Origin of the sequence: Pseudoalteromonas sp. GW168-MNA-CIBAN-0100 (assembly GCF_040309225.1) — a bacterium.
Taxonomy (GTDB): domain Bacteria; phylum Pseudomonadota; class Gammaproteobacteria; order Enterobacterales; family Alteromonadaceae; genus Pseudoalteromonas; species Pseudoalteromonas arctica.
Genome location: NZ_JBEOOL010000050.1, coordinates 1 through 14,487, shown reverse-complemented (window position 1 = coordinate 14,487; position 14,487 = coordinate 1). Strand labels below are relative to the sequence as shown.

10 protein-coding genes are annotated in these 14,487 nt (G+C 37.1%); 6 read left to right on the top strand and 4 right to left on the bottom strand.

The window, feature by feature from the left end; translation table 11 throughout:
- Positions 1 to 1,203: 1,203 nt before the first annotated feature.
- A complete protein-coding gene (locus tag AAEY62_RS19585) occupies positions 1,204 to 1,839 on the top strand; it encodes a methyltransferase family protein (protein ID WP_024592034.1) in 636 nt (211 codons plus the stop codon).
- 93 nt (positions 1,840 to 1,932) lie between these two features.
- Here AAEY62_RS19585 and AAEY62_RS19580 read toward each other — a convergent pair whose 3' ends face one another.
- The 3 genes from AAEY62_RS19580 to AAEY62_RS19570 are packed head-to-tail and all read right to left on the bottom strand — an operon-like array spanning position 1,933 to position 6,553.
- On the bottom strand, positions 1,933 to 3,951 hold the full coding sequence (locus AAEY62_RS19580) for a putative bifunctional diguanylate cyclase/phosphodiesterase (RefSeq protein ID WP_024592033.1): 2,019 nt from the start codon (positions 3,949 to 3,951) through the stop codon (positions 1,933 to 1,935).
- Between the two features lie 4 nt (positions 3,952 to 3,955).
- Entirely contained in the window at positions 3,956 to 4,483 is a 528-nt protein-coding gene (locus AAEY62_RS19575; RefSeq protein WP_007586256.1) for a YfiR family protein, read from the bottom strand.
- A gap of 9 nt (positions 4,484 to 4,492) precedes the next feature.
- On the bottom strand, positions 4,493 to 6,553 hold the full coding sequence (locus tag AAEY62_RS19570; RefSeq protein ID WP_024592032.1) for a TonB-dependent receptor plug domain-containing protein: 2,061 nt from the start codon (positions 6,551 to 6,553) through the stop codon (positions 4,493 to 4,495).
- Between the two features lie 483 nt (positions 6,554 to 7,036).
- Here AAEY62_RS19570 and AAEY62_RS19565 point away from each other — a divergent pair, with 483 nt between their 5' ends.
- From AAEY62_RS19565 to AAEY62_RS19550, 4 genes are all read left to right on the top strand, one after another.
- Positions 7,037 to 7,915, top strand: a complete 879-nt coding sequence (locus tag AAEY62_RS19565) for a sensor domain-containing diguanylate cyclase (protein ID WP_024592031.1) — start codon at positions 7,037 to 7,039, stop codon at positions 7,913 to 7,915.
- Positions 7,916 to 8,359: 444 nt separating this feature from the next.
- On the top strand, positions 8,360 to 9,376 hold the full coding sequence (locus AAEY62_RS19560; protein ID WP_024592029.1) for a Kelch repeat-containing protein: 1,017 nt from the start codon (positions 8,360 to 8,362) through the stop codon (positions 9,374 to 9,376).
- Complete coding sequence (locus AAEY62_RS19555; RefSeq protein WP_350635850.1) at positions 9,373 to 10,089, top strand: SIR2 family NAD-dependent protein deacylase; 717 nt, start codon at positions 9,373 to 9,375, stop codon at positions 10,087 to 10,089. Before AAEY62_RS19560 ends, AAEY62_RS19555 begins: the two co-directional genes overlap by 4 nt.
- A 121-nt stretch (positions 10,090 to 10,210) precedes the next feature.
- Positions 10,211 to 11,008: a response regulator transcription factor gene (locus tag AAEY62_RS19550; protein WP_024592027.1), complete on the top strand. Its 798-nt coding sequence runs from the start codon at positions 10,211 to 10,213 to the stop codon at positions 11,006 to 11,008.
- Between the two features lie 64 nt (positions 11,009 to 11,072).
- Here AAEY62_RS19550 and AAEY62_RS19545 read toward each other — a convergent pair whose 3' ends face one another.
- Complete coding sequence (locus tag AAEY62_RS19545; protein ID WP_024592026.1) at positions 11,073 to 12,386, bottom strand: M20/M25/M40 family metallo-hydrolase; 1,314 nt, start codon at positions 12,384 to 12,386, stop codon at positions 11,073 to 11,075.
- A 387-nt stretch (positions 12,387 to 12,773) separates the two neighbouring features.
- Between AAEY62_RS19545 and AAEY62_RS19540 the strand changes: the two genes are divergently transcribed.
- Complete coding sequence (locus AAEY62_RS19540; RefSeq protein ID WP_024592025.1) at positions 12,774 to 13,481, top strand: SDR family oxidoreductase; 708 nt, start codon at positions 12,774 to 12,776, stop codon at positions 13,479 to 13,481.
- The last annotated feature ends 1,006 nt before the right edge of the window (positions 13,482 to 14,487 follow it).

Here is a 14,487-nt window from a genome sequence, read left to right as displayed (position 1 = left end):
GTGAAACGAAACAGCGCCGATGATAGTGTAGCATTTGCTATGTGAAAGTAGGACATTACCAGGCTTCAAATTGTAGAGACCCGTTACAGCAATGTGACGGGTTTTTTTCTGTCTGGGATTTGATAAATAGCCAAGAGCCCATGCCTAACTCAGTAGTGAAACCAAAGCTTCGACCGATGATAGTGTAGCATTTCACTGTGGCTCTCCACCGCTTTGGGCACTACGACATTACCAGGCTTCAAATTGTAGAAAGCCCGAATCTAACGATTCGGGCTTTTTTACGTTTGCAGAAAAGTAAAATACGCACAATTAACACACTTTCACATCAACACCTATCACGTAGGGCGGCCGAGTGCTGCGACTCCCGACGCTAAAATCACAACAAAAAGCCTCAATATCTCAGTCGGCCAATACAATAGCATTTGCTACGTGACCCTCCACCGCTGTGGGCACTATGACATTACACAAGCTTCACATTGTAGAGCGCCCGAATCTAGAGATTCAGGCTTTTTTACGTCTGTAGAAAAGTGAAATGTGCGCAATTAACACACACTCACATCAACATCCATCACGTAGGGCGAGCGTAGCGACTCCCGACGCTAAAATCACAACAAAACCCCTCAATATCTCAGTCGGCCAATACAGCAGCATTTGCTACGTGACTTTCTACCGCTGTGCACCATGACATTACACAAGCTTCACATTTTAGAGAGCCCGTTTCAAAAAGAGTCGGCTTTTTACATTTTTAGAAAAGTGATACAGGTATTTCTCTAGAGCGAAGCGTCTCTCAGTGAATAATCTACTTAATTTAACTAGTTAAAGTGGCATCGCCGATGCGAGTGCAGTATTTCACTGTGACGTCCTAACGCTGAGGGCACTATTGCACTGTACAAAGCTTCAAATTAAAGAAAGTCCTAACCGAAATAGTCGTTTTTTTGCATATATAGAATGTAAAAATATGAGTGAATAATATCAATTCAAATATATAAGCAGATTGGTATTATATAAAAAGTATGAGATCCTCATAAATCAAAGTTATTTTAAATTAATGGTATTAGTTAATGATTACTCGTTAACAAACCTCTGACTTAACTTGTTTATGAAGGCAATGAATACTAATATAATTTCATGACCTTATAACTAAAATTTATTGAGTTAGTTGTTTTAAAATTACTACCAATAATGATTGTGAGCTGTAACTAGATGCCCTATGAAACATTTTTAGATGACTCTACTTCGCTAGTTGAATTTACACGTATTTACTTAGCTATTTTTTATACTTTTGTTGCGGGCTTTTATACATTTAGAATTATTTATAAAAATCGAGACACACCATCAGGCGTTATTTATCCCGGAGATAAGTTTTGTACTAGTTGGTGGAACCATATGGTTTTTAAGTTTTTCAGAGCTGCTATTTGGTTTATATGTGTAATTAGAGTGTTTGTACCTGAGTTAGATAGCTACCTTGGGCTATTCCCAATTCTCAATGGCTGGCCAGGTGTATTATTTGGCGATATTTTATTGAGTGCAGGTTTTATTTTGACGATGTTTGTACATTTTCATATGGCAGCACTTTGGCGTTCAGGAATTGATCCTAAGGGACCACATGAGCTTAAAACATCAGGATTATATGAATACTCTAGGAATCCGATGTATTTAGGTGTTGTAGCTGCACAGGTGGGTTTCTTTTTAGCCTTACCTAGTATATTTAGTTTGACCTGTTTGGTTATTGGTTTTATAGCTATATATAGACAGACGTTAGTTGAAGAAGCTCATTTAGCTCATCGCTTTTCAATACAATATAAAGAGTACAAGCAACTAGTCCCTCGCTGGTTATAGCTTGGGATTAAGCTTTAAATACATGAAATTTTAACGCAAGAGTAAAGAAGTGTTCTGTGTTGAATTGCTAAAATCTAGCACGATAGACATAAATTAGATCACTTCTTTTTGTTTTATATACTTTTTCATAAACTCTTGTTTAGTAATTGCCTTTGAAAAAATGTAGCCTTGAATATAATCGCAAGCAAGCAGCTTTAATAGGTCATACTGTTTTTGTGTTTCAACACCTTCCGCTACCACCATTACATCTAGGTTGTGAGCCATAGTGATAATAGCCTTAACGAGAGCAATACTATTATCGTTTGATTCAATATCGCTTATAAATGAGCGATCTATTTTTAAAATGTCTATATCTAAGCGCTGTAAATACGCCAAAGAAGAATAACCAACACCAAAGTCGTCAATCGCTATGTCTATATTAATAGTGCTTAAGCGTTTTAATTGTCGCTGTATTGACGAATCTGGATCCATTAAGGTATTTTCAGTGACTTCAATTAAAATAGTGTTGGCGGGTAGTTGGTACTTTTTACTTGCAACAATCCATTCATCCACCCAGCAACCAGCGCGGTCAATTTCAAGAGGTGATGTATTTACACTGACTTGAATTGTCTTTTCACTTAAAACATTGAATTGGACGGTATCTTGAATTGCTTGAGATTTTACCCATTGGCCGATGTCGTTTATTAATCCGTTTTTTTCAGCGACAGGTATAAATTCATTGGGGCCTATTAGGCCTCGTTCAGGGTGGTTCCAACGAATAAGGGCTTCAGCTTTTGGTACTGATTTCCCATCAATTGAAAATATAGGTTGGTAATATAATTCAAATTGGTTTTTAACAATTGCAGTGCGTATCTCTTCTATCAGGCGACGCTTTTCTGTGGCTTTTTCTTCGATAGCATAGGAGAAAAACTCATAGCGATTCCGCCCTTTATTTTTAGATAAATACATCGCTTGATCAGCACGTCTAACGAGCTCTTCTACTGTTAAACCATCAGCAGGGAAAAACGTTAAACCTATGCTTGCGGTAACATAGACTGTTTCTTTTTTTATTTTAATGCTCTGCATTAAACTACTTTTTACAGCTTCGGCAATTTTTGATGCTTCATCTGGGCTATTTACACCCTCTAAAATTAATGTAAATTCGTCTCCACCTAAGCGTGCTACTGTATCTTTTGTTGTTATACAGCTTTGCAGCCTCGTTGCTACCTGGTGTAATAATAAATCACCGTAGTCATGCCCAAGGCTGTCGTTTACTTCTTTAAAACCATCTAAATCTATAAATATAAGTGCGAATTTCATTCCTTCAACACTTATTAAGCTTTGTAGTTTCTCATAAAAATACCGTCTATTTGGTAAATCGGTTAACCCGTCTTGGTAAGCATATTGTTGCAACTGAATATTTGCATTTTCAAGTTCATTAGTACGAAGCCTAACTTGGTTTTCTAATGAACTTTCTCTTTGCTCAATGTTGTATAGCATATCGTTAAAACAAGAGGTTAATTGTCCTACTTCATCTTGTGATAGTTGTTTAGCGCGTAAGCTATAATCATGTGACGTTGTTATTTTATTTGCTGTTTGTGCTAAATATAAAATAGGGTTTAAAAAGCGGCGCCTTAGCAAAAGGGATAAAATGAGGCTGATAGCAAAGGTAAAGACCATCAAAATCATTATAAATTTAAAGTAAAAAGTGATTCTATCTTGAATGTAACTGTTGTTAGCGCGTATTTTTAATACGCCATAATCATGCATATCGAGCTGAAGGGGGGTATTAACCTCAATGCTTTGTTCTATTTCTTCATTTTCGGCTTGAGCAATAACAAGTTGTTCACCAGTCATACTCGTTACCATTATACTAATAACATCTGAGCGTATAAGTATTGGGTCTATAAGCTCTTGTACTGCATCTATGTCATTAAACATAAGTGCAGTAGTTATATTGGGTGAAAGCATTTTAGACAGCGACCCCAGGCTTTCTATTTGTTCTTCTTGAGCGCTGGTGATTTCATAAGCACTAAATACAATGGTTACTGTAGCGGTTGATACAAGTGCGACACTCATTAAGATGAATAATAATTTTTTGCTCATTGTATTTAATGCAAATAGTTTTTTCATTGCATTACCTATCTACAACGCGTGCAAGTCGTAGTACTTTTGAACTCATAGTAATGCCTGCATCTTTAAGCTGTTGTGGTGCAATTTCAAAGCGAATTTTACCACTGGAAAGAAAGAATCTGATATGGCCGCCATTTTCAATAAATGAGTCTGTTTCACCAATGACCATAATATTTTTTAGATCTAAAGGAGTTATGTTTTGCCACTGAGCAAATGTATCTGAGGTGATAAATAGCATGTTACACGCAGATGTAGTGACTTCATCAATAGTGACTAATTTATTATGTAAAGGTAATTTTTTTATAGTGCGATTTTTTAGAGCGGTGTTAGCCACATCAATAAAGTATTTATCAGGGCTACAAATAGTAAATTGATCAAGGGGTTCTAAATGAGAATCCCAGTGTCCAAAACGTGCAAAGTTATACAAGAAGCCTGCTTTTAGCATGTATTCTTTTTCAACAGCGTCAACGCTGGTACTTAAAAGTACCAAGGCTATCAAGCTTCTGTGAATTAGACTTCTTAATTTAATCATCTAATTAGCTTAGAAATTTGCTGAAATTGTAAACGTAATACATTCATCAATATAGTTTGGTAATGTATAGGTTTCGCGCGTATTACTGTACTCAATATGTGAACCTGAAAATAGGTTTTTACCCGAAACTGCAGTAGACCACACAGGAGTAGCCTGCCAATTCCAACTAACATCTAACGTTGTGTAATTATCAGTATTATATGCATTTGAGTTTACTGCTCGTAATGTCGCAAATACGTTATGGTCAGTTGAGAATGTATAATCGGCTTTTGCAAATAACTGCCTGTTTTTAGAGTCATACCCGATAGCGGGCTCTACTCTAGGAGGTAAATCGTAGTTATAGTCGGTGTAACTGTAACCAAACTCAGTATTGAGATTATTAATTGGTTGCCATGATATTACTAAGTCGAACCCTTTAGTGGTTGTGTTTGCTACAGATGCAAAGTCTAAATCTATACGAGTCATTGTTAGTGCTTGAAATACTTCTGGAATTCTCCCTGCTAGAAATAAATCAAGTATAGGAGTGAATTGTTCAGCATGCGTATTCATATCAATAACCGCTACGTTTTTAGCATCGGTATAATAAGTAGAAAGATCTAATGACCAATCGTTAGCAGTAAAACGGTAGCCTAATTCATAAGATAGATAGTTTTCTGATTTAACTTTGTCATTACCATTTAGGTAGGTTGCAATTCGGTAGTCGTCTATTTGGTCAAAGCCTGAACTTAAACCGGTAAGATCTTTAATTTCTGTACCATTAACTTTAAAGTTGTCGTTAAACTCAATTAATGTTGGTGTACGTACACTTCGCGATATTGCGCCCCAAGTAAGGTGGTTATCTACTGGTTTGTATATAAGTCTTGCTGATGGTTGATTTTCCCAGCCAGTTAAATCGTTATGATCAAGCTTAGTACCAATAATAAAGTCGAGAGTGTCAGGAGTCACATTATATTGAGCTTGAACAAGTGCACCATATTGTTTGAGGCTATCAAAGTTTTTATCGCTATCTAAAAATACACTTTCTGCGAAAGATATAGAATTGTATCGGTAGTTCAACCCCCAATCTAACTGTAGAGATTGATATATAAAGTTCATTTGATAATCAATATCTATCGATTCAAAGTCTTCTTTAATATAATTTTGAGAGCCATTTTGTTTAAGCCAAGAAATTTGTAGCATTTGATTGGCATCTGGCGACATTCTGTTTTCAAGGCGCGCCATTATGCGCGTGTCTGTTCGCTTTAAATCATCTGAAAATGAAATGTTTTCGTTGGTTTCATCGACAACACCTCGGTAGTTTTGGCCAAGTGTGGAATGAGTTACATCACCCTGAAGTAGTGCTGACCACTCATCATTAGGGGTAAAGTCAGCTCTAAAACCTAAAGAATTTTGCTTAGTTGTGTCGTTAGGATCGAGTGAGATCCCTTTTTTTGATTCATTAGCATCTTTTAAATGACCATACACTCGGTAGCTGCCTATGTTACTTATATCACCACCGTAGCGAAGATTTGCATCAACATTTATTTGATTACCAGTTGTTACACTTGCGTATCCACCGCGAGTATCAATACTATTTTTAGTAATGATATTAATAACGCCATTATTTGCGTTACTTCCCCAAAGTAATCCGCCTTGTCCGCGTATAACTTCAATACGTTCAATATCGTACAAAGGAACGTTGAGTGTTTCCCAATAAACAGCGGCAAACTTTGGGGTATATAAGCTTTGTCCGTCAATCATAACCAATAATTTGCTTGAAAAGCGAGAGGCAATGCCTCTTGAGGAAATAGCCCATTGATTGTTATCGAGCTGACGGACAATTAAACCCGGCACCATTTTTAGTGCTTCAGGTACTGATGTAGCACCAGATTTAGTAATTTGTTCTTTACTTAATACATAAATAGATGAAGCGGTATCAAATGCTGATTGTGCTCTTTTCATCGCAGAAGTCGCTTGCACATCCATACCCATTAAAGCATCAAGATCGAGGTCTTCATCTTCAAACGGCTCAGCCGTTACAAGAGGGCACACAAAAAGTAATGGCCAAAATAAACGTTGTGATATTTTCACCCAAAAGTCTCCTGCGCAATCAAAAAATCAAAAACAATGACTGTTTTTGTAATACATGTGATGTCACACAATATTAACATACATTAACAGCGTAAAAGTATAAATGCGATTAAATCAAAACAACTAATTTTGTAGTAGTTAAAAAATTTAACTTCGGCCAATAAAACAGTAAAATTTAAAAAATAAAGTAGATACATTTTATACAATTACATTTATTAAAGAGTCAAAAAATAGAAGTTACTGAGAGTTATATGATTATATACTATTTAAAATTTAGTCTATTTTTGAAGGACTTCAAAGTATTTTGCGCTTATTGATTATTTAACTTTGCATTTCATGCTTTTACAAGGGCGATATTAATTATACGTGCACGATTAATCTAACTTTGTATTAACTATTATTGTAGTTTCAATTACCTTTGCTTTTATTAAAGGTATATAGAATACTTAAATTCGCTTGGTTTTGCTTTGAAGGCACCAAAGTATGGAAAAAAATGAATTAATTAATGTAGAAGAAGTACTCGATTTAATGCTTGATGCCGTTTGTGTGGTAGATAAACAAGGCACATTTGTTTTTGTAAGCGCAGCATTTGAGCAAATTTTTGGTTATACGGCCGACGAAGTTGTAGGCAAAAAAATGATTAACTATGTTTACGAAGGTGATCATTATAAAACGCATAATGCCGTAACATCGCTATTGTCTGGCGAAACGGTGAACCCTCGCTTTGAAAACCGTTGGATGAGAAAAGATGGTCAAGTAGTTCATATATTATGGTCTGTTCGTTGGTCAGAGCAACATCAAGTAAGAATTGCTGTCGCGCACGATATAACTGAACGTAAAGTAATGGAAGATCGACTCCATTATATGGCACGGCACGATGTGTTAACTGGCCTACCAAATCGATCATTATTGATGAATCGATTAGAAAAAGTAATTATTAGTGCAACCAGAAACAACACGTTTTTTTCTTTGCTGTTTATAGACATAAATGGCTTTAAAGCAGTAAACGATACTCACGGACATGAAATTGGCGATAAGCTTTTATGCGCTATAGCAAAAAGGCTTTCAGCGTCGGTTAGGCATTACGACACAGTAGGGCGTTTAGGCGGAGACGAATTTTTAATTATTTTAGATAACTTAAGTTCTAGCCACGAAACCGTCAGAATCAAAAATAAAGTCCTCACTGAGTTTAAAGCCGTCTTTAAGTTAGATGACGTACTACTAAATATTTCACCCAGTATAGGAATTGCAAATTACCCCGAGCACGGCCAAACAGATCACGAACTCATAAAGTATGCTGATGAAGCTATGTACAAAAACAAACAACAAGGCTTAGATAACGTAACCTATTTACCTCAATAACTAAGCTGAACTATCACCTTAGCTTAAACAATAGTCACAGCGCCCTTAACTACAATGCCTTACTTGCCGACATATTTTTTAATATCGGTTTGACAGTGCTGCGCTAAAAAGTCGATGAAAGCACGCACTACCGTTTGCTGATAATTACGTCATAAATAAACTGTCCACAAATTATATCCAGGTGATAATGAAGGCGATTACCGTATCGGCAGTAATACATTTTTTACTAATGATGCAGGCGAAAGCAAGGTATCGGTCACTGATTATGCAACTGCAATGGTTGATGAAGCGCAAAATGCGGCGCACGTTAATAATCATATTAGTATTGCCTACTAATATGGTTACTAATCAAAAGCGTTTGATTATTTAGATATAACAATACTGGCTCACAAGGTTAAAATAATTTAATCTGAGCGTATTAATTCTTATTAAATTATTTGCCTTATGAGCCTTCTTTTTTCTCTTGCGTTAGCAAGCCTTCCCGCTTTACCAGAGCCAGTTGCTAATAATGCTGTGGCTAAAGTTACAGTACAAAACCAAACCTATTTTTTAAGCTTTATGGGGCTGGGGCGCGATAAACAGCATTCGTCAGTGCATAACAAAGTGTGGGCGCTTAAAGTTGGCGATTCACAGTGGCAATCTAAAACTGGTGTGCCTTCAAGCTTGCCACTAAAAGGGCGCTTAGCAAGCACCGCAGTCGGTTTAGGCGAGTACGCCTATGTGTTTGGCGGCTATACGGTAGCAGAGGATCATACTGAAGTTTCAAGCCCCGACGTATATAAGTACGACGTAATAAAAGATACCTACACTCATCTTGCGAGCATGCCAGTACCCGTAGACGATAGCGTCGCGCTGAGCTACAAAGCGCGTTTCATTTATCTAATTAGCGGTTGGCATAACGACGGCAACGTAAACTTAGTGCAAGTGTACGACACGCAAAATAATACATGGCAACAAGCCTCGCCATTTTTAGGTGAGCCCGTATTTGGCCAAGCCGCTGCAATTAGCGATAATACCATTGTTATTTGTGATGGCGTTAAAACACAAGCTAATCCTGATTCGCGTCGCTCGTTTGCAGGTGTAGCACAGTGTTTAAAAGGCACAATAGATTCAACTAATCCACAAAAAATAGATTGGCGTACGTTGCCTCATCCAACGGGCACCGCTCACTATCGAATGGCAGCTACCAGCTATAATGGCAATATTTATATGATGGCAGGCTCTAATAACCCATATAACTACAGCGCAATAGGCTACGACGGCAAACCTGCATCAGCAAGTGATCATGTTTGGCGCTTTAGTATCGAAAAAAACGAATGGCAGATTTTATCCCCAGTTGAAGTAAAGAGCATGGATCATCGTGGTTTACTTGAGCACAGCGGTGTTTTATATCGAATTGGCGGTATTGATAACAGTCAGCAAGTAAGCGCTAACGTACTCGGTTACGAGGCGCCAAAGTGAACACCCTTTACATTACCGGGGCGGGAGTCAGCGCAGCCAGTGGTATTCCCACCTTTAGAGGGGAGGATGGTTACTGGACCATAGGCAGTAAAAATTATACGCCTATGGAAATGGCAACACGCACAATGTACCAAAATGCCCCTAAAGAGTTTTTAGCATGGTATTACCATCGCTTTGCAGCGTATCGCAACCATGGCCCAAACGACGTACACCATTGGCTAAGTGACAAAAACCTAATTACTCAAAACATAGATGGGCTTGATGGCAAAGCGGGTAATAAAAATTACATTGCTATTCATGGCAGGCTTGATCAAATGACCTTATTTCATGAGCAAGGTGAGCCAGTCACGCCACTTGCCACCCCGTGGGATAGTGTAGAAGAAAGCCGCCTGCAAGAGTCTCTTTTTGAGCTATTTAATATTCAAAACCAAACGCCTGTGCTAAACCATTCATTTAAGCCCTTTGTTTTATTATTTGACGAGTACTACACCGAGCTTTACAGAATAACAGAAGCACAACAGCGTATGCTCAACGCCGATAAAATTGTATTTATGGGCACCTCGTTTAGCGTTAATATTACGCAAATGGCAATTGAAATAGCCCGAAATTACGACATTCCTGTTGAAGTGGTTGACCCTGAGCCTGCACATATTTTGCACGCTAACGTCACATATAAAAAAATGAATGCATTAGATTACATTCAATCTAATTAAGAAGTGCTATATTTTAAAGGGATTGATAATGTTTTCTTAAATATTACAATCTCTTTATATAATATTAACGAGTCAAAAATGTTATTATTATCCTGATTATAACAATACTAAAGAGATCTGAATGAGCGACTTAACTGCAATAGCAAACTTGTCCATTTTACTTGTAGAGCCTTCAGAGGTTCAGCAAAAAATAATAATAAAATCGCTTTTAGAAAGTGGTGTAAAACAAGTTGAAACTGCATCTACACAAACACAAGCGCTTAGCTTATTAGCAAGTTATCACCCTGATCTAGTTATAAGCTCTATGTATTTATCTGACGGGACAGCCGATTCACTATTGCAAGAAATAAGATCAAACCCTATCACCGAGCATCAACCTTTTATGCTTATATCGAGCGAGCGTAATAAAAAATACCTTGAGCAATTACGCCAATCGGGTGTCCTAGCTATTTTGCCTAAGCCTTTTAGCGCAAAAGCCATTACCCGCGCACTCAAAGCAACCCTCGATATTATAAGCGAAGAAGAAGTAGAACTTGATCATTTTGACGTAACGCTGCTGCGAGTTTTAGTGGTAGACGACAGCCGCTTTGCGCGTAAACACATTATTCGTGTTCTTGCGGGTATGGGAATACCTGCCCCGGTAGAAGCTGAAAACGGTAAAGAAGCTATTGAGCACTTAAATAACCAATCGTTTGACTTAATTGTAACCGACTACAATATGCCAGAAATGGATGGGCGAGAACTAACAGAAGCCGTTAGAAGCTCAAATAGCTACTCACATATTCCTATTTTAATGGTGAGCTCAGAGGCAAACGAAACGCACCTAGCAAATATAGCTCAAGCGGGAGTTGATGCTATTTGTGATAAACCGTTTGAACCGGCCACAGTGCGAGAATTATTGTTTAAAATAATGTCTTAAAAGTAAGTACAAGCGTAGGACGGTGATTATTTGGCCTACGCTCATCTTTGAAATACATTTACTATTACAGTTTTCCTAATCTATAAATGAGTAATGCCGTTTTTTTAATGTTTTTATCAAGGCTGGTTAAATCGGCTGTTTCGTTTTTAGTGTGCGCGCCGCTGCCCATCAAACCTAAACCATCAAGTGCCATATCAACATGATTTGCCGCAAACGAAATATCAGCTGCACCTGCGTTGCGTGGGTTGGCGGCTACTACTTTGTTGAAGCCTAAATCGTGGCTTGCGTCGCTGTATAATTCTAATAGTTTTTTATTGCCATCAGTTAATGCCATTGGCGGGTAACCGTCTTCAAAAATAAGCTCTGCTTTACTGCCATTTAAACTGTTGCTAGCAATGAGTTGCATTGATCTTTTTGCGTTTTCGAATTGCTTTGGCGAAAGTGCGCGTAAATCACCTGCTACATGCACGGTTTGTGCTATTACATTACTTTTACCAAACGCCGTTGCTGACGAGTTAGCACTGTCGTAGTCGGCATTTGTACCACCTACAATAAGCCCTGGGTTAAATGTTAAATTAGGTTGCGTGGCAAGTTGCTCTCTAAAATCATTTAAAATGCGTGATGCTTCGTAAATAGCGCCATAACCAACGCTTTCGCTAAATATTTGTGACGAATGCGCTGCATTTGCCGTTACATTTAGCGTCCAACCGGTATAACCACGGCGCGCCGCCATAGCTGTTTTTATATTGTTGTCGCCATTTTCATAGCCAAGCGCTACGTCAGCCCAAATAGCGGCATCAACAATAGCTTGTTTAGATAAACTAAGCGGGCGACCGCTGCTTTCTTCATCGCCAGTCAATAATACTTTTATACTTACATTTTCGAGTAAATTAAGGGCTTGTAAGCTTTTAAGAGCGGTAATTATTATCGTGTTACCGCCTTTCATATCGGCAACACCAGGACCACTGGCTGTATCGGCATCAAGCTGTTTGTAAGTGGTAAAGTCATCGTGCTTGGCAAATACCGTATCTATATGGCCGATCATCAGTATTTTTATTGCATCGGGGTTTTTACTCTCATATGTTGCTAATACATGCCCTGCGCGGTTAAACGCACTGCCATCCAGCCATTCAACTTTAAAACCAATGGCTTTAAGCTGTTCACTTGTCAGCGCACCTACTTTTTTTACACCTTCAATATTAAGCGACCCGCTATTAATATTTACGGCTTGCTCTATTTCTTGCAATGCTTGAGGAATATTTTTATCGACCTGTTTTACTATTTCACGCTCATTTTTATCAAGCGCTGCATGGCTTGTAAGCGGTAAGGTACTAGCAAGTGTGAGAATAAGTGCATGGCTAAATTTTAAAAATGACATAACAGCATAATAAGTGAGAAATAAGAGTATTTAATATGAAGTAAAAATACAGAGGATTCAATAGGAGTAGATTGTGATTTTTAACTAATTTTATAAGTAATAACGAGTTACAGGTTTAAGGGTGAACGCGTTATTAGTTTAAACACAGGTATTTAAAATATAACCTTTTAACTAATAATCAAGCTGTGCAACTAAACAGCAATTTGCCTGATATTACTGACCTCCATCATTTGGGATTTTTGCTGCATTTAGAAAAGTTGAGACTGAACTAACTGTTTACAAATACTTATTTTATAGCTAGGGTAAAACCATTGTAATATAAGAACATTTGTCATTTTTAGGCGACAAATGTCGTAGACTAAATTGTAAGATTTATAGGTATAAACAATGAATAACTTAGTTGTATTAATAACGGGTGCTAATAGGGGAATCGGTTTCGAATTAGCCAGACAATACCTTATAAATGGATGGACAGTAATTGTTACCTGTAGAGATCTAGAAATGGCGGTTGCTCTAGTTTCATTGAAAGGTAAGTTTCCAAATAAATTGTCTATTGAACTAATGGATATCACTTGCCCTGAAAAAATTAAGACGTTGGCAAGTAAACTTAATGAGGAAAATATTAAATTAGATTTAATAGTAAATAATGCGGGATATTTGGATCGAGAAAACACAAGTATCCATACTATTAATTACGCTAATGCCGAAATGTGTTTTAAGGTGAATTCACTTGGACCACTATATTTAACTCATTGCTTTTTACCTTTAATAAATAAAAAACGCTTATGTAAGATAGCCGTTATTTCTTCTGCTATGGGATCTTTGTCGCTAGAACAAAGTGTGGATTGGTATGGTTATCGAATGTCTAAAGCAGCAGCCAATATGCTAGTAGTGAACTTATCACAAGAACTTGTTAATGATAATGTGGCTGTGGTAGCTGTTCACCCCGGTTGGGTTCAAACCGATATGGGTGGCTCTACAGCAAGTGAAAATGTTGTAGATTCGGCTCTTGGAGTTATGAACGTTATTCTGAATTTATCTATTGATAATACGGGAAAGCTTTATAGTTTTAATGGTGATGAGTTACCGTTCTAATAAATATAACAACACGCTATGAGGTGGATAACTAGTAAAGTCAGCTATTAATTGCAAATTTTAAAACTGCTGAGCCTCTTCGTTTTAAGGCTATTAAATACGTCAATTCATCGTAGGGTGTTAACGCGGTTTAAGATCCATAACCCATTCATGCAACACTCTAGGTATGTAAGTGAGAAATAATAGTATTTAATATGAAGTAAAAATACACAGGATTCAATAAAAGTGGATTGTGATTTTTAACTAATTTTATAAGCAATAACGAGTTACAGGTTTAAGGGTTATGAGGTGTACACGTTATTGGTTTAAACACAGATATTTAAAATATAACCTGTTAACTAAGTAGCCATTATTACAACATAGCAATATGTCTTATATTACTGATCTCCACCATTTTGGGGTTTTGCTACATTTAGAAAAGGTAAGGCGAATCTAACTAACTGTTTACAGTTGTTTATTTTATAGCTAGGATAAAATCATTGTAATATAAAGACATTTGTCGGTTTGTAAAACGACAAATGTCGTAGACTAAATTGTTATGTTTCAATCATGGAAGGTGCAAATAAATATGTTTGGTTTTATATTTAAATATATATTCTTTAGTATTATTAACGTCGTTTTATTCCTTCTAGCAAGTTTTGCTTTAATGGCGTTGCTACCTGAAACTATCGTAAATGGAGATACATTCGAGTTGGTCTATGGAATAGTTTTTATTTCTTTTTTAGTTCTAACTGGCTTTGTAGTAAACCATCAAATCACCCCAAAAGTTGGCTTTATCGAAGGCTGGAAACTTGGGTTTCTAAGTATAAAAATGTATATTAAGCCCTGAGTAACTGAAACATAAAAAGAATTTCAAGCAGGACAAAATATAGTTGGCTTTTGTTCACTCCGTTCACCTATTTTAGCCAACTATATTTTGCCTCTTAAATGGGCGTTGAGGCTGTAGAATTACTCTTTTTAGGAACGTATCCAACTATTCTTGGTTGGTTGCTTTTTAACCTTGAAT